Source organism: Bradyrhizobium sp. IC4059, assembly GCF_020193615.1.
Lineage (GTDB): Bacteria > Pseudomonadota > Alphaproteobacteria > Rhizobiales > Xanthobacteraceae > Bradyrhizobium > Bradyrhizobium yuanmingense.
On sequence record NZ_JADYVH010000006.1, the window covers coordinates 144,244 to 159,330 of the forward strand.

Annotated in this window: 16 protein-coding genes; 5 read left to right on the plus strand and 11 right to left on the minus strand. The window is 65.2% G+C overall.

Going from position 1 to position 15,087, the window contains the following annotated elements; genetic code table 11:
• Positions 1-13: 13 nt before the first annotated feature.
• From I6F12_RS19920 to I6F12_RS19930, 3 genes are read right to left on the minus strand one after another with little or no spacing between them, the layout of a single operon-like run.
• Positions 14-226 (minus strand): KTSC domain-containing protein, encoded by a 213-nt coding sequence (locus I6F12_RS19920; RefSeq protein ID WP_225157071.1) that lies wholly within the window; start codon positions 224-226, stop codon positions 14-16.
• Between the two features lie 48 nt (positions 227-274).
• Positions 275-1,273: a P1 family peptidase gene (locus I6F12_RS19925; RefSeq protein WP_225157072.1), complete on the minus strand. Its 999-nt coding sequence runs from the start codon at positions 1,271-1,273 to the stop codon at positions 275-277.
• Positions 1,274-1,328: 55 nt separating this feature from the next.
• Positions 1,329-4,142, minus strand: a complete 2,814-nt coding sequence (locus I6F12_RS19930) for a PAS domain S-box protein (RefSeq protein WP_036043571.1) — start codon at positions 4,140-4,142, stop codon at positions 1,329-1,331.
• A 235-nt stretch (positions 4,143-4,377) separates the two neighbouring features.
• Between I6F12_RS19930 and I6F12_RS19935 the strand changes: the two genes are divergently transcribed.
• The gene (locus I6F12_RS19935) at positions 4,378-4,764 is read left to right on the plus strand and encodes a response regulator (RefSeq protein ID WP_225157073.1); all 387 of its coding nucleotides are present in this window, start codon (positions 4,378-4,380) and stop codon (positions 4,762-4,764) included.
• Positions 4,765-4,858: 94 nt separating this feature from the next.
• On the opposite strand, the gene I6F12_RS19940 is transcribed toward I6F12_RS19935, so the two are convergent.
• From I6F12_RS19940 to I6F12_RS19960, 5 genes are all read right to left on the minus strand, one after another.
• On the minus strand, positions 4,859-5,977 hold the full coding sequence (locus I6F12_RS19940; RefSeq protein WP_036012868.1) for a branched-chain amino acid ABC transporter substrate-binding protein: 1,119 nt from the start codon (positions 5,975-5,977) through the stop codon (positions 4,859-4,861).
• A gap of 151 nt (positions 5,978-6,128) precedes the next feature.
• Positions 6,129-6,866 (minus strand): ABC transporter ATP-binding protein, encoded by a 738-nt coding sequence (locus I6F12_RS19945; protein ID WP_025037253.1) that lies wholly within the window; start codon positions 6,864-6,866, stop codon positions 6,129-6,131.
• The gene (locus I6F12_RS19950) at positions 6,863-7,696 is read right to left on the minus strand and encodes an ATP-binding cassette domain-containing protein (RefSeq protein ID WP_036012867.1); all 834 of its coding nucleotides are present in this window, start codon (positions 7,694-7,696) and stop codon (positions 6,863-6,865) included. Before I6F12_RS19950 ends, I6F12_RS19945 begins: the two co-directional genes overlap by 4 nt.
• Positions 7,693-9,012, minus strand: coding sequence for a high-affinity branched-chain amino acid ABC transporter permease LivM (gene livM, locus I6F12_RS19955; RefSeq protein ID WP_225157074.1), 1,320 nt, complete (start codon positions 9,010-9,012; stop codon positions 7,693-7,695). Before livM ends, I6F12_RS19950 begins: the two co-directional genes overlap by 4 nt.
• Before the next feature lie 12 nt (positions 9,013-9,024).
• Positions 9,025-9,942 (minus strand): branched-chain amino acid ABC transporter permease LivH, encoded by a 918-nt coding sequence (locus tag I6F12_RS19960; protein ID WP_109143253.1) that lies wholly within the window; start codon positions 9,940-9,942, stop codon positions 9,025-9,027.
• Between the two features lie 262 nt (positions 9,943-10,204).
• Between I6F12_RS19960 and I6F12_RS19965 the strand changes: the two genes are divergently transcribed.
• Positions 10,205-10,366, plus strand: a complete 162-nt coding sequence (locus I6F12_RS19965) for a hypothetical protein (RefSeq protein WP_192893160.1) — start codon at positions 10,205-10,207, stop codon at positions 10,364-10,366.
• A 301-nt stretch (positions 10,367-10,667) separates the two neighbouring features.
• On the plus strand, positions 10,668-11,207 hold the full coding sequence (locus tag I6F12_RS19970; protein ID WP_225157075.1) for a hypothetical protein: 540 nt from the start codon (positions 10,668-10,670) through the stop codon (positions 11,205-11,207).
• On the opposite strand, the gene I6F12_RS19975 is transcribed toward I6F12_RS19970, so the two are convergent.
• The 3 genes from I6F12_RS19975 to I6F12_RS19985 form a co-directional block, all read right to left on the minus strand.
• Positions 11,169-11,561, minus strand: coding sequence for a carboxymuconolactone decarboxylase family protein (locus tag I6F12_RS19975; protein ID WP_024340834.1), 393 nt, complete (start codon positions 11,559-11,561; stop codon positions 11,169-11,171). The two genes, I6F12_RS19970 and I6F12_RS19975, sit on opposite strands and share 39 nt — an antisense overlap.
• Before the next feature lie 110 nt (positions 11,562-11,671).
• The gene (gene pcaD / locus I6F12_RS19980; protein WP_225124767.1) at positions 11,672-12,454 is read right to left on the minus strand and encodes a 3-oxoadipate enol-lactonase; all 783 of its coding nucleotides are present in this window, start codon (positions 12,452-12,454) and stop codon (positions 11,672-11,674) included.
• A gap of 15 nt (positions 12,455-12,469) precedes the next feature.
• Positions 12,470-13,825 (minus strand): 3-carboxy-cis,cis-muconate cycloisomerase, encoded by a 1,356-nt coding sequence (locus I6F12_RS19985; RefSeq protein WP_225157076.1) that lies wholly within the window; start codon positions 13,823-13,825, stop codon positions 12,470-12,472.
• A gap of 172 nt (positions 13,826-13,997) precedes the next feature.
• On the opposite strand from I6F12_RS19985, the gene I6F12_RS19990 reads away from it, so the two are divergent.
• Both I6F12_RS19990 and I6F12_RS19995 read left to right on the plus strand, forming a co-directional pair.
• Positions 13,998-14,444: a carbon monoxide dehydrogenase subunit G gene (locus I6F12_RS19990; RefSeq protein ID WP_036043583.1), complete on the plus strand. Its 447-nt coding sequence runs from the start codon at positions 13,998-14,000 to the stop codon at positions 14,442-14,444.
• A gap of 149 nt (positions 14,445-14,593) precedes the next feature.
• Positions 14,594-15,079: a (2Fe-2S)-binding protein gene (locus I6F12_RS19995; protein WP_014494194.1), complete on the plus strand. Its 486-nt coding sequence runs from the start codon at positions 14,594-14,596 to the stop codon at positions 15,077-15,079.
• Positions 15,080-15,087 lie beyond the last annotated feature (8 nt).

Below are 15,087 nucleotides of genomic sequence, written 5' to 3' on the forward strand. Positions count from 1 at the left end.
GCACATCCCGAAGCTAACCGGCAGGTTCGTGCGTGATGTCACGACAGGCATAGCGGTCGCGGATCTCGCGATTGAAGAACGTTCCTTTTGCGCGCGCATCCCTGAACGCAGCAGCGATCTCGGGCGGAACATCCTCATAGACATAGAGGCGCCCGCTGACGAACGTCACCTTCAGTTCGCGTCTCTCTGGCGCATAGCGAAAAAAGCGGATCACGGAAGAGGGCATGGCCGCACACCTTGTCCGCCGGGTAACGCTTGGGTGACGGTTTCGTTTCTAGCCGAACCGGTCCTTCCAAGCCGCCTGCGCGCCCGGAAACGGTAGGGCCGTCGCGCTGTAGACGCCGCGGGCGATCGCGCGGGCGACCACGTTGGCGGCGATCGTGCCGAGCTCGGTGAGGCCAACCAGCGGCTCGATCGGCGTTTCGCAGGTGGCGGCGGCGAACAGCACGTCGCCGTCGGTCGGCGCATGCACCGGATAGATCGCGCGGGCGAAGCCGGTATGCGCGATCATCGCCAGCCGCTTGGCCTGGGGCTTGGTCAGCGCCGCGTTGGTCACGACGGCGCCGATGGTGGTGTTCTCGCGCGCGCTCGCGGCAGGACCGCCCTTGATGCGCATGCGGAGCATGTCCTCGGTGAACTTGTCCGGCAGGCCGCGTCCACCGAATTCGCCGTCCACTTCGAACGGCGCCGCCCAGAACCACGGGCCATTGCCGACGGTGACGCTGCCCACGGCGTTGACGGCGACGATCGCCGCGACCTTGATTCCGCTTGGCGTCGCGGCCGATGCCGAGCCGAGCCCGCCCTTGAACGTCGCGGTGGTGGCGCCGAAGCCGGCGCCGGCGCTGCCAAGCGCGAAATCCGCGCTGGTGGCGGCAGTCGCCGCGGCATAGCCGAGGTCGCGATACGGCGAGAAGCGTCCCCAGGCCTTGTCGCCGCCATTGAGCAGGTCGAACAGGATCGCCCCCGGCACGATCGGGATCAGCGCTTCGCGAACCCGGTGGCCGCGGCCCTGCTCGGCGAGCCAGGCCTGCACGCCGCCGCCGGTGTCGAGGCCGAAGGCCGAGCCGCCCGACAGCGCGATGGCGTCGACGCGCTCGACCGTGTTGGCGAGATCGAGCAGTGCATCCTCGCGCGTGCCGGGGCCGCCGCCGCGCACGTCGATCGCGGCGATCGCAGGAGAATCGAAGATGATCGCGGTCGCACCGGAACCGACTTTCGGATCTTCGGCGTGGCCGACCCGGACGCCGGCGATATCGGTGAGAAGGTTCTTCAAGGCGGCCTCGTGTTTGAGAATTCACGATCTGCGATAGCGCAGCAATGCCGCAGGCTCAACCGGCGAGTGCGGTCCTCAGCATCTTGGCGAGCTCGGACTTGCGGTAGGGCTTGGCCAGCAGCAGCACGCCGGAATCGAGCCGGCCGTGATGGACGATGGCGTTCTCGGTGTAGCCCGAGGTGAACAGCGTCTTCAGGTCGGGGCGGCGCTTGTGGGCTTCGTCGGCCAGCTGGCGGCCATTCATGTTGCCGGGCATGATGATGTCGGTGAACAGCAGGTCGATGGTCTCGTCGCTGTCGATGATATTGAGCGCCTCGGCGCCGTTGGCGGCCTCGAGCGCGGTATAGCCGAGGCTCTTGACCTGCGTCACGACATACTGCCGCACCAAGGCATCGTCCTCGACGATCAGGATCTTCTCGTTACCGCCGGTGATTGGCGCATTCTGGAGCGATTCGAACTCGGTCTCCTGCACACCCGTCGAGCGCGGCAGGTAGATCTTCACGCTCGTGCCGTGGCCTTCCTCACTGTAGATCTTGATGTGCCCGCCCGATTGCTTGACGAAGCCGAACACCATGCTGAGCCCGAGGCCAGTGCCCTTGCCAACCTCCTTGGTCGTGAAGAAGGGATCGAACACCCGGTCGATCAGCTCGGCAGGGATTCCGGTGCCGGTGTCGCTGACCGCGATCATCACGTAATTGCCGGCAACGACGTCGGGGTTCATGCTGGCATAGCCGTCGTCGAGGAAGATGTTGCGGGTCTCCAGGACCAGGGTGCCGCCCTCGGGCATGGCGTCGCGCGCGTTCAGCGCGAGATTGAGGATCGCGGTGGAGAGCTGGCCCGGGTCGACCAGTGTCGGCCAGGCATCCTCGGTGAGCTGCGGCATGATGGTGATCTGCTCGCCGAGCGTCGGATGCAAGAGCTTGGCGGCTTCGAGCGCCAGTGCGTTGACGTCGATCTCGCGCGGCTGCAGCGGCTGCTTGCGGGCGAAGGCGAGCAGGTGCTTGGTCAGCTGCGCGCCGCGCTCGGCGGCGTCGTCGATCAGCTTGGTGATCGCGGCAAGATCGGGCCGGTCGGCGACCGCGTCGCTGAGAATGCCGATCGTGCCCGTGATCACGGTCAGCACGTTGTTGAAGTCGTGGGCGACGCCGCCGGTCAATTGGCCGATCGAGTCCATTTTCTGGACCTGCCGGAGCTGGGCTTCGGCGGCCTGCTTGTCGGTGAGGTCGCGGCCGATGAAGAAGTGGCGTTTCACCGGCTCGGACCAGGTGCCCATCCAGTTCAGCGTGACCTCGTGACCGTCGTAATGGTAGTAGCGCGCCTCGAAGCTGCGCTTGACCGCGCCGCGACGGGCCGCGCGCATCTCGCTCCGCGTCTTCTCGAGATCGTCGGGATGGATGAACTCGATCGCGCTGTGCCCGACCATGTCCTCGGGGCTGTAGCCGAGAATGTTCTGCACGCTCGGGCTGACCTGGACGAAATTGCCGTAGCCGTCGGTGACCAGGATCAGGTCCTGCGATGTCTCGAAAATCCGCTGGCGTTCCTCGGTCTCGCGGCGCAGCTTCTCTCTAGCCTGCTTTTCTTCCGTGATGTCATGGGCGATCTTGGAAGCGCCGATGATCTCTCCATCGTCGGTCCGCAGCGGCGAGACGTTCAGGACGACGTCGAGCGGGCGGCCGTCTTTGCGGATTCGGACCGTCTCGTGCTGGGCGATCGATTCATTGCTGGCGATCTGGTTGAGGGTGCTTCTGATCTCGCCCTTGCGATCCGGCGGCACGATGATGTCGATCGGCTTGCCGACGGCCTCGGCGGCGGAGTAGCCGAATAGGTTTTCGGCGGCCTTGTTCCAGCTGGTGATGATGCCGTCGAGCGACTTGGTGATGATCGCGTCATTGGAGGATTCGACCACGGCGCCGTACAGCGCGAGGCGCTTGCCGAAATAGTCGCGTTGCGAGGCCGATTGCTGGCGCAGCTTTCCGACGAGGCCCACTGTATGCGCCTGGAGGCGGACATTCTCGATCAGAAGCACCGCGAGCACGAAGGTCGCCGCGGCGAGGCCGTAGAGCCGGCCGGCATAGAATCCGAGATCGAAGCGCGCGACGTTGACGATCGCCGACAGAGCGATGTCGAACAGCCAGGCGCACATGACCACCATCAGCCAGATGTCGATCACCGTATGCGGCCTGCGGAACCAGAGCGAGACCAGCGCGGCAAAGCTCAGCGACCACACGAAGGACACGACGCCGATCATGGTCGCCGTGTAGCGGCCCTCGCTCAACAGGACCGGCAACAGATCGTGCTGCGCGGTGACGATCCAGGCGAAGACCGCCATCGCGGCGACGACGCCGAGCCCGCAGGCATAAATCGCGGTGCTTACCGCGCCGCGGATCCGGGGCCCACCGTCTTTCTCCTTCAGCCAGGCATATGCCATCACGCAGAGCGGAAAGCCGGCGTGCCAGATCATGTAGAGCCACACCGTGGTCTGTCGGCCCGCGCCCAGGAGTCCGGTCGGGGTGAACAGCCCTGGGAAGGTGAGGGCATGAACCAGCGCCGCCGCGGCGGTGAAGAGATAGCCGCTGGCGAGCCACAGCAGCGCGCGGGTGCGCAGGATCGCAAATTGCGACAGCAGCAGCACTGCCGTGACGATGTCGCTCACGGCCAGCGCGGATTGATAGCTGGCGACGAAGGCTGGCACCGGCAGGAGCGGGGTACCGGCGAAGGGCACGGCTGCGGCGAACAGGAGCGAGGACACACCGACAATCGTCAATGCTGCAGTGCGGTCGGCCGACGTGGCCGGCAGGGTCGACAGAAATGTGCTTCGGTCGATCGGCGCAGGCACGTCCATTTCGCGCGAGTCGATGGGCTTGAGCATCTCCGCTAGTCTCATTCGCCGGCAGTCCGTTCATCGTAGCGGGTTCTGCGCGCAGGTGGTCACGGAACCGGTTTACGACTCAACCGAGGGTTACAGCTTACCTAATTTCGGTGAGAGCACGGAACAGGGATTGGTAAGGGGCACTTTACTGGGCGGTGTCATAATGCCCTGCCGCTGCGGCCGGTTCCAGGCTTGAAACAGGCGATTTTGATTTCGAGATCGGGAGTTTGCCCCCATGCCCCGCGTTCTCATCATCGACGACCAGAAGGACGTCCGCGCGATGGTGGCGATCGTGCTTCGGGTCAACCATTTCGAGGTCGTGGAGGCCGAAACCGGCGCGGCGGGGCTGAAGGCCTTTGCGGAAAGCCGCTTTGACGCGGCGATTGTGGACATCTTCCTCGGTGATACCAGCGGCGTCGACGTCATCACCGTCTTGCGCGAACGCGCGCCGGCGCTGCCGGTGATTGCGGTATCCGGGGTGACGGCACTCGATTTCATGGACCAATCGCCCCACCTCGCCAACGTGGTCGGCCTGCAAAAGCCGTTTCGGCCGAACGATCTGCTGCAGGCCCTACGGAAGGCCCAGGCCGCGGCCGGCGGCGAGATTTCGGCCGCGGTCTGACCGGCAAAAGAACGCCCCGGCAAGCCGGGGCGTGGTCGCGATGGCGGGAGCTTTCGGGGGATCGCTGATCGGGATCCCCGAAGAGCATTCTCGATCAAGAGCCCTTGGCGCCGAGCTCGGCGTAATTGCCCTTGGCGTCCCACTTGTAGACGACATAGTCGATCTGCTTGAGGTCGCCCTTGGCGTCAATTTCGATCGGGCCGAGCACCGTGTCCCACTTGCCGGCCTTGATGGTCTCCATGACCTTCTTGGCGTCGGTGGTGCCGGCCTTCTTGACCGCCTGAGTCCAGACCTGCAGCGCAGCGTAGGTATAGAGCGTATAGCCTTCCGGATCGATGCCCTTGGCCTTGAACGCCTCGACGATCTTCTTCGCGGTCGGCTTGTTGCGCGGGTCGGGACCGAAGGTGAACAGCGTGCCTTCGCCGGCGGGACCGGTGATGGAGGCGTACTCCTTGTCGGCGAGCGCGTCGCCCGACATCAGCACCGTCTTCATGCCCTGATCGCGCATCTGGCGGAGGATGAGGCCGGCTTCCTGATGGTAACCGCCGACATAGACGAGCTCGACATTGTCCTTCTTCAGGCGCGAGACGATCGCGTTGAAGTCCTTGTCGCCCTTGTTGTAGGATTCGTACATCTTCTCGGTGATGCCGGCCTTGTTGAGCGCCTTCTTGGTCTCGTCGGCAAGACCCTTGCCGTAAGTGGTCTTGTCGTTGAGGATCGCGATGTTCTTGCCCTTGTAGTTCTTGGCGATGTACTGCGCGGCGATCAGGCCCTGCTGGTCGTCGCGGCCGCAGACTCGCGCCACGTTCCACAGCTTGCGCTCGGTGAAGAGCGGGTTGGTCGAAGCCGGGGTGATTTGCAGGACGTTGCCGTCCGCATAGGCTTCAGAGGCCGGGATCGAAGACGACGAGCAGAAATGGCCGGCGACGAACGGGATCTTGGCGCCGGCGATCTTTTCCGCGATCGAGCGGGCCTGTTTCGGATCGCAGGCGTCGTCCTCGGCGTTGAGCGCGAGCTTCTTGCCGTTGACGCCACCGGCGGCGTTGATGTCGGCGACGGCCATCTCGGCGCCGTTCTTCATCTGGCGGCCGAAGGCGGACTCGCCGCCGGTCATCGGGCCTGCGACTGCGACGGTGACATCCTGCGCGAATGCCGCGCTCGATAGCGCGAGCGATGCGCCGAATGCCAGACCGATGAGCTTCAGTGATTTCATGAGATACCTCGCGGGTGGTCGCCTGTGGAAGTTGCCGGGCATGCCCGGTTCAAACCGGCGCCATTCTTGAATGAATTCGAGGAGAAGTCACCGGCAAAATACGGGCATACGCCAAGATATCTAGCCGCATTCTCGCGCAGGGCGGGGCCGGTCAGTGCCGGCCGCCTTCCAGATAAGCGGCGCGGATTTCGGGGCGCTGCAGCAATTCGGCGCCGCTGCCGGCCAGCGTGATCAGGCCGTTGACCATGACATAGCCGCGATGGGCCAGCTTGAGGGCGTGGTTGGCGTTCTGCTCGACGATCAGCACGGTCAGGCCGTCCTGCCGGTTCAGCGTGCGGATGGCGTCGAAAATCTGCCGCGCGATCAGCGGGGCGAGCCCCAGCGAGGGTTCATCGAGCAGGAGCAGGCGAGGGCGGCTCATCAAGGCGCGGCCGATCGCCAGCATCTGCTGCTCGCCGCCGGACAGGGTTCCGCCGCGCTGGGCGAAACGTTCCTTCAGGCGGGGAAACAGGGCGAACACGCGCTCGAGCGTGCTCTCCCGTTCCGCCGGCGTGCTCTCGGTGACGTCGGCCCCCATCTGGAGGTTCTCGGCGACGCTCATGCGCGGGAAGATGCGACGGCCTTCGGGCGACTGCGCGATGCGCAAATGGGCGATCTCGTGGGTCGGGACGGCCGTGATGTCCTTGCCCTCGTACAGGATCTGCCCGGCGCGGGCGCGCGGCTTGCCGAAGATCGTCATCATCAGCGTCGACTTGCCGGCGCCGTTGGCGCCGATCAGCGCCACGATCTCGCCGGAATTGATGTCGACGTCGACGCCCTTCAAGGCCTCGATCTTGCCGTAGGCCGCGCGCAGGCCCCGGATCGCGAGCAGGGGGGATGCCGCCGTCACGATCCGCTCTCCATGACGGCCATGGCCTCTTCCTCGTCGGCGCCGAGATAGGCGGCGATCACCTTGGGATCGTCGCGCACCTCGCGCGGCGTGCCTTGTGCGATCTTCACCCCGTGATCCATCACCACGATGTGGTCGGAGATCTCCATCACCACCGACATGTCATGCTCGATCAGGAGGATCGACGTTCCCAGGTCGTTGCGGATCGAAAGCAGGAGCTCGTTCAACGCGGCGCTCTCTCGCGCGTTGAGGCCGGCAGCCGGTTCGTCGAGGCACAGCAGTGCGGGCTCGGTGCACATCGCGCGCGCGATCTCGAGGCGGCGCTGATCGCCATAGGCGAGATTGCCGGCGGCGTCGTCCGCGCGGTCCAGCAGGTTGACCCGCTTCAGCCAGTCGGAGGCGAGATCAATCGCGCGCTTTTCTGCGTCGCGATAGGCGGGCGCGCCGACAAGGCCGAGCAAGGTGAAGCCCGAGGCGCGCATCAGCATGTTGTGCTGCGCCACCATCAGGTTTTCGAGCACGGTCATCCCGGGAAACAGGCGGATGTTCTGGAACGTGCGCGCGACCTTGGCCTGTTTGGCGATACGGAAGTCATTGAGCCGCTGGAGCGCGATTTCCTTGCCGTCATCGTGGGTGAGGCGGATGGCGCCGCCGGTCGGCTTGTAGAAGCCGGTGATGCAGTTGAACACCGTGGTCTTGCCGGCGCCGTTCGGCCCGATCAGCGCGGTGATCTTCTTCCGCTCGGCGGCGAACGAGAGATCCTGCACGGCGACGATGCCGCCGAAGCGCATCGTCAGCCGGTCGACGCTGAGGATCTTGTCGCCGCTCATCCGTGTCCTTCCTTGACGAGGTCGGAGGAGATGGCCTGCGCCTTCTTCAGATAAACGGTCGGCGCGCGATGGCCGACCAGGCCGCGTGGCCGCCAGATCATGATCAGCACCATGGCCCAGCCGAACACCAGCATACGATAGGTCTCGAGGCCGCGGAACAGCTCGAAGCCGCCGATCATCGCCAGCGCGGCGAGCGCGACGCCCAGCTGCGAGCCCATGCCGCCGAGCACGACGATGGCGAGCACCAGCGCCGATTCCTGGAAGGTAAAGGATTCCGGGCTGATGAAGCCCTGGCGGGTGGCGAAGAACGCACCGGCGAAGCCGCCGAACATGGCGCCGGTCGCAAATGCCGTGAGCTTGGTCGTCGTGGTGTTGATGCCGAGCGCGCGGCAGGCGACCTCGTCCTCGCGCAAGGCTTCCCAGGCACGCCCGATCGGCAGCCGGCGCAGGCGGATCGTCGCCCAATTGGTGAGCAGCGCCAGCGCCAGGATCAGATAGAACAGGAAGACGATACGGTGGGTCGCCGAGTACTCGATGCCGAGCTTGTTGGCCAGCCCATCGTCAGTGTTGCTCAGCGGAATGCCGAACAGGGTCGGACGCGGAATACCGGACACGCCGTTTGGTCCCCCGGTCAGATCCTGCCAGTTGATCAGGACGAGGCGGATGATCTCGCCGAAGGCGAGCGTCACGATGGCGAGGTAGTCGCCGCGCAGGCGCAGCACGGGGAAGCCGAGCAGCACGCCCCAGAACGCGGCGAGGATGCCGGCGAGCGGCAGGCAAATCCAGAACGACCAGCCGAAATTGGTGGCGAGCAGCGCGTAGGAATAGGCGCCGACGGCATAGAACGCGACGTAGCCGAGATCGAGCAGGCCGGCGAGCCCGACCACAACGTTGAGGCCCCAGCCCAGCATCACATAAGTGAGCACGAGAATGGCGAGGTCGAGAATGTAGCGCTGGTTATAGAAGATCACGGGCACCAGCAGCGTGAAGATCAGCAGCGCGGGCGCAAGGTAGCGGCCGACCAGCGACACGCCCTTCTGCAACGCTGGCGGCACCAGCCTCTCGGTGCCGGCCGGGCCGATCCATTGCCTGAGCAGCTCGATCACGATCGAGCCGCCGAACACCGCGGCGACGAGGGAGGCGAGCTCGCCGAATCGCGTCCAATAGGTGAGCTGGCCGTCGGAGCCCGCCTCGGTGCGGACGCCCACCATCAGCGAAAACAGCACCAGCGCGATCACTGCGTTGATGACGGCGGTCTTGAGGAGAGCGGGGAGGCTCGTTGCAGGTTTGGTCGTGTGGGTGGAGGGTGCTGTCACGCGGCCGGTCCGTCAGACTTTCTCGACTTCGGGACGGCCGAGCAGGCCGGTCGGCATGAAGATCAGCACGACGATCAGGATCGAGAACGCCGCGACGTCCTTGTATTCGACCGAGAAATAGGCCGACCAGAGCGTCTCGATCAGGCCGATCAAAAGCCCCCCGAGCATGGCGCCTGGCAGCGAGCCGATGCCGCCGAGCACGGCGGCGGTGAAGGCCTTGATGCCGGCGACGAAGCCCATGAAGAAGTCGACCAGGCCGTAATAGAGCAGGTACATCAGGCCCGCCACGGCGGCGAGCGCCGCGCCGATCACGAAAGTCATGGAGATGGTGCGGTCGACGTCGACGCCGAGCAGCGCCGCCATGGTCTGATCCTGCTCGCAGGCGCGCATGTCGCGGCCGAGCCGGGTGCTCGACACCAGCCAGGTGAAGATCGCCAGCAGCACGATGGTGGTAATGACCACCATGATCTGAATGTTGGAGAGCTGGATCACGAAGCCCTCCTGGCTCTCGTGCAGCGTGTAGCCGCCGGTGATGAAGGGCGGGATCGGCTTGACGCGGGCGCCTTGCGCCACTTGCGAATAGTTCGTCAGCACGAACGACATGCCGATGGCCGACAGCATCGGGGCGAGGCGGAAGGAATGGCGGAGCGGCCGGTAGGCGATACGCTCGATGGTCCAGCCATAGAGCGCCGTGATCGCCATCGACACCAGCAGCACTACGAGCAGGATCAGGGGAATGGCCGTGAGGCCGAGCGAGATCAGGATCAGGAAGGTGATGAGGGCGATGAAGCCTCCGATCATGAAGACGTCGCCATGGGCGAAGTTGATCATGCCGACGATGCCGTAGACCATCGTGTAGCCGATCGCGATCAGGCCGTAGATCGAGCCGAGCACGAGACCGTTGATGAGCTGCTGGGCGAAATAATCCATAAGCTGCCGTACCCAAACTTGACGCGGCTCAAAGGGAGCTCTTGCAGAGAGTTCTTGGGCCCCGGCAGCCCTTGAGCATTTGGGTTTTGTAACAGGAGGGAACTGGCGGCTGCAACTGGCCCGGTCTCCACCTTAAGGCTTGTACAGAGATCATTTCGGCGCCGGGTTCCCTGGGTCCTACGAGGAACCCGGTTCCCGAGGCAACCAAAGTGGATGCCGGCCGTTGTCTCCCCTCTGACGTCCAACAAGGGAGTTTCCCCGAATGACGAAGCAGCAGAACCAGAATCCGGGTCAGCAGAATCAGAATCCCGGCCAGCGCAATCCGCAGCAGGGTGGTGGCCAGAAACCCGGACAGCAGCAGCAGGACCCGCGCCAGGGCGATCGCCCGGGCCAGCAGCAGGGCGGCCAGCGCGACCAGGAATAGCGAGTTTGGGAGCCCAGGAGTGAGGAGAGGCCCCGCCGGAAGGCGGGGCCTTTTTTCTTGGGGCAATCGTTTGCCCGTCATTCCGGGATGGTGCGTCAGCAGCAGGCCCGGAATCTCGAGATTCTCAGATGCGCAATTGCGCACCATAGTTCGGCTCCTGCGAGCCGCCCCGGAATGACGAAAGCGGGCGGGCAGTTAAGGTAAACAAAGGGTTTAAATTGCCGCCACAGTCTGATGCGAGTTAGCTCAGGCATGGCCGCCGCCTTCGATCGAAGGCTCGGCAAACCAGGCGGGAAGCGGCATGTTCAGGAATTGGCGGATCGGCTCGGTCAACGGCGCGCTGCTGGGGGCCTATTTCATTCCCGTCTGGAGCCTCATAGCCTTCAGCATCATTGTCGCGCCCGTGCGCGGCCTCTACGAGCGGCCGAGCGTCGCGGTGGCGCTGTACCTGAGCGACCATCTGCAGATGGCGGGCATGGACACGGTGCGTGCCGCCTGGCTGCTGGCGCTCGGAAGGCTGACCGTGGTGGCGTTCTTTGCGATCTACCTCGTGCTGCTCTGCATTCCCCGCACCCGTAAGGGCGGCGGCAGTGACGAGGCGCTCGGGATTGCGCTGGCGATCGGCAGCCTGATCTCCTTTGCCAGCATGGTGATGGCCTCGAAGGTCGGCGAGATGGCCGCGCTTCGGCTCCACGCCACCGAGCTCCTGATGCTGCTCGGTGCCGCCGTCGTGCTCGTGATCGAGAAGCCGGAGGCAGCGTCGAAGGCGGCCGAGGTCGCCGCACCGCCGAATCTTCAGCCTCTAGGTCTTGAGCAGGCCGAGCTCCTGCACAATCGCTGAGGCTTCCTTGACGGCGTGGTTCGCCGCCGGCACGCCGCAATAGATCGCCTGCTGCAGCAGGATCTCCTTGATGTCGTCGGGCGTGAAGCCGCCCTCGGCCAGCGCCGCACGCACGTGCAGGCGGAATTCGTCCCATTGCCCGAGCGCGACCATGGTGCCGATCACCAGCACGCGCCGCGTGCGCTCGTCGAAATGCGGCCGCGTCCAGATCTCGCCCCAGGCGTAGCGGGTGATCAGGTCCTGGAAGTCGGTGTTGAAGGCATTGCGGTTCGCGATCGACTTGTCGACCCAGGCATTGCCCAGCACCTTGCGGCGCACATTCATGCCGGCATCGCGGCGCTTCTGGTCGTCCATTCTGTTCCTCCTCTTTCGTCATTGCGAGCGCAGCGAAGCAATCCAGAAATGTGTCCGCGGAGACGGACTGGATTGCTTCGTCGCTACGCTCCTCGCAATGACGGTTGTTGCTAGCGCTGCGTCAGGAACCCCACCACCGCATCCGTGAACGCATGCGGCTGCTCGACGTTCGAAATGTGCGCGGCGTCGATGATCGTCATGCTGGCGCCGGGAATGCTGGAGCGGATCAATTCGGCCGCCGAGATCGGCGTCGCCACGTCGTGGCGGCCGGCGATCACGAGCGTCGGACTCTTGATTTTCGGCAGCAGCGCGCGCTGGTCGAGCGTCGACAGCGCCTCGCAGCAGGCGAGATAGCCCTCGACAGGCGAGGCGAGCAGCATCGACTTCATCTTCGCGGTGATCGCAGGCTCGCGCTCGCGGAAATCCTGGGTGAGCCAGCCCGCGATCACGGCATCGGCGACGGCGGCGATGCCGCCCTCCTTTACCGCCTTGATGCGGTTGTGCCAGTTAGTTGGATCGGGATAGTAGCAGGACGTGTTGGCGAGGATCAGCTTGCCGAACCTTTCGGGCGCATTGGCGCCGAGCCATTGCCCGACCATGCCGCCCATCGACAGGCCGCACCAATGCACCTTCTCGATGTTGAGGTCGTCGAGAATCGCGAGCACGTCGCGGCCGAACCGCTCCATCGTGTAGGGGCCAGGCGGGACGTTCGACTTGCCGTGGCCGCGGCGATCGTAGCGGATGACACGGAACACCTGCGTCAGCGCCTTCATCTGCGGCTCCCACATCTGCAGCGTGCAGCCGAGCGAGTTCGACAGCATCAAGGTCGGCCCGCCGTCGCGGCCCTCGACGGAGACGTTGAGCAGGCATCCGTCGGCATCGATCATGGGCATGCGGCGTCTCCGTTCTTAATCTTGATCGAGGTTGTCGAGCAGCCGGTCGATCAGCGCCTGTGACGCCCCTTGATAGGCCATCGGCTCGAACAATGCCGCAATTTTTTCCGGCGAAAGGTGCGCGATGACTTGCGAATCGGCCGACAGCACCTCGCGCAGATGCTTCTTCTCGGCGACGGCACGCTTGCTCGCGGCCTCGACGAGATGATGCGCGTTGCTCTTGCCGATGGCTTCGGCGAGCGCGAAGGTGACGGCCTCGGCCATGATCAAGCCATGCGTCGCATCGAGATTGCGGAGCATGCGCGCTGCATCGACCTCGAGACCCTCGGCGATGTCGACGACGGCAGCCAGCGCGCCTGATGTGACCAGCATCAATTGCGGCAGCGTCGGCCATTCCGCGTGCCAGGGGCCGGCACTGCGTTCGTGGTCCTGCACCTGGGCGGCGAAGATCGTCGCGGCGAGCTGCGGGGCCATGGTGGCAGAGCCCAGCGCGCTTGCGGCGGCGACCGGGTTGCGCTTGTGCGGCATGGTCGAGGAGCCGCCGCGGCCTTCGCCGGCGGGCTCGAACGCTTCGGCGACGTCGGTCTGCATCAGCAGCGAGACGTCGCGCGCGATCTTGCCGCAGCTGCCGGCGAGAATGGCGAAGCAGGATGCGGCCTCGGCGATGCGGTCGCGATGGGTATGCCAGGGCGCCTCGGGCAGCGGCAGGTCGAGCTCCTGCGCCAGCCGTTCGGCCACCGCGAGCCCCTTGTCGCCGAGCGCAGCGAGCGTGCCGGCAGCGCCACCGAATTGCAGCGCGAGGCCCTCGCGGGAGAGCCGCCGCAGGCGGCAGCGGGCGCGGGCAAGGCTCGAGGCGTATTCGGCGGCCTTCAGCCCGAACGGCATCGGCAGCGCATGCTGGAGCCAGGTCCGCGCCACCATCGGGGTGTTGCGATGGCTGCGCGCCAGCGCGGCAAAGCCCTTGATGGCACGGCTGAGGTCGGCATCCAGCGCCGCGATGCCGGCGCGAAGCATCAGCATGGTCGCGGTGTCGATGACGTCCTGGCTGGTCGCGCCCCAATGCACGTAGCGCGCGGCCTCCGCGTCATTCTTGCCAACATTGGCGGTCAGCATCTTGACCAGGGGAATCGCGAGATTGCCCGACCGCGTCGCGGCCTCGGCCAGTGCGGCCATGTCGAAGCCATCGGCCTTGCACGCCGCCTCGATTGGTCCGATGGCGGATGCGGGAATCACCGCACTGGCCGCCTCGGCCCGTGCCAAGGCTGCCTCGAAATCGAGCATGTTCTGCAAGGTCGACCGATCGTCGCAGACCACGCGCATGGCGGCGCTCGACAGCATCGGTGCGAGCAGGGGGGAGATGGATGTGCTCATGTTGCGCGCGACCTAATCATCATGGCCCGGCCGTGCCAATCCCCCACCGCCCGCACACGTCATTTTGCAGTTGCGAATATGCATTGCACGTGACCGGGCGCCGGCCTTTTCTTTGCCGCGCCGCTGCGTTACTTGATCAGCACTATAGTTACGCGATCCGGGAGGCACCCTCATGGCCATGACGATGAACGGCGAAGTCCAGCTTGCAGCGCCGCGCGAGGCCGTGTGGGCCAAGCTCAACGATCCCGAGGTGCTGAAGGCCTGCATCCCCGGCTGCGAGGAGCTGGAGAAGACCGACGACGGCGGCTTCCGCGCGACGGCGAAGATGAAGGTCGGGCCGGTGTCGGCGCGCTTCAAGGGCAAGGTCACGCTGTCCGATCTCGACCCGCCGAACGGCTACAAGATCTCCGGTGAGGGCGAGGGCGGGGTGGCCGGATTCGCCAAGGGCGGCGCGACCGTCAAGCTCGCCGAGAAGGACGGCGGCACGCTGCTCTCCTACGACGTCGAGGCGCAGATCGGCGGCAAGTTGGCGCAGCTCGGCCAGCGCCTCATCAACGGCGCCGCCAAGAAGCTTGCCGATGAGTTTTTCGCGAACTTCGCCAAGGCCGTACAGGGCTGAAGGTCCAATACCTTTAGGGTAGCGCCTTCGGCATGGCGCCTTGCGCCCGGGGCGATGTTGCCCCGGGGCATAATGGCCCATATGATGGGTTGGAATAATTATAAGAACCGCTTCGACGGGACCCGTCGGGGTGCTGACAGAGAGTGCTTATGGCAAAAATCTCCCTCATCGTGAACGGCAATCCAGTCACCGCCAATGTCGATCCCCGCACGCTCCTGGTGCAATTCCTGCGCGAGAATCTGCGGCTGACCGGCACCCATGTCGGCTGCGACACCTCGCAGTGCGGCGCCTGCGTCGTGCATCTCGACGGCAAGGCCGTGAAGTCCTGCACCACGCTTGCGGTGATGGCCGATGGCCACGAGGTCAAGACGATCGAGGGGCTGGCTGCGGACGGCGCGCCGCTGCATCCGATGCAGGAGGCCTTCCGCGAGCACCATGGCCTGCAGTGCGGCTTCTGCACGCCCGGCATGATCATGACTGCGATCGACATCGTGCACCGCAAGGGCCACGAGCTCGACGACCACACCATTCGCGAGGAGCTCGAAGGCAATCTCTGCCGCTGCACGGGCTACCAGAACATCGTCGCCTCGATCTCCGCCGGCGCGAAGGCGATGGCCAAATCCGACCTCGCGTAACGCGCCTC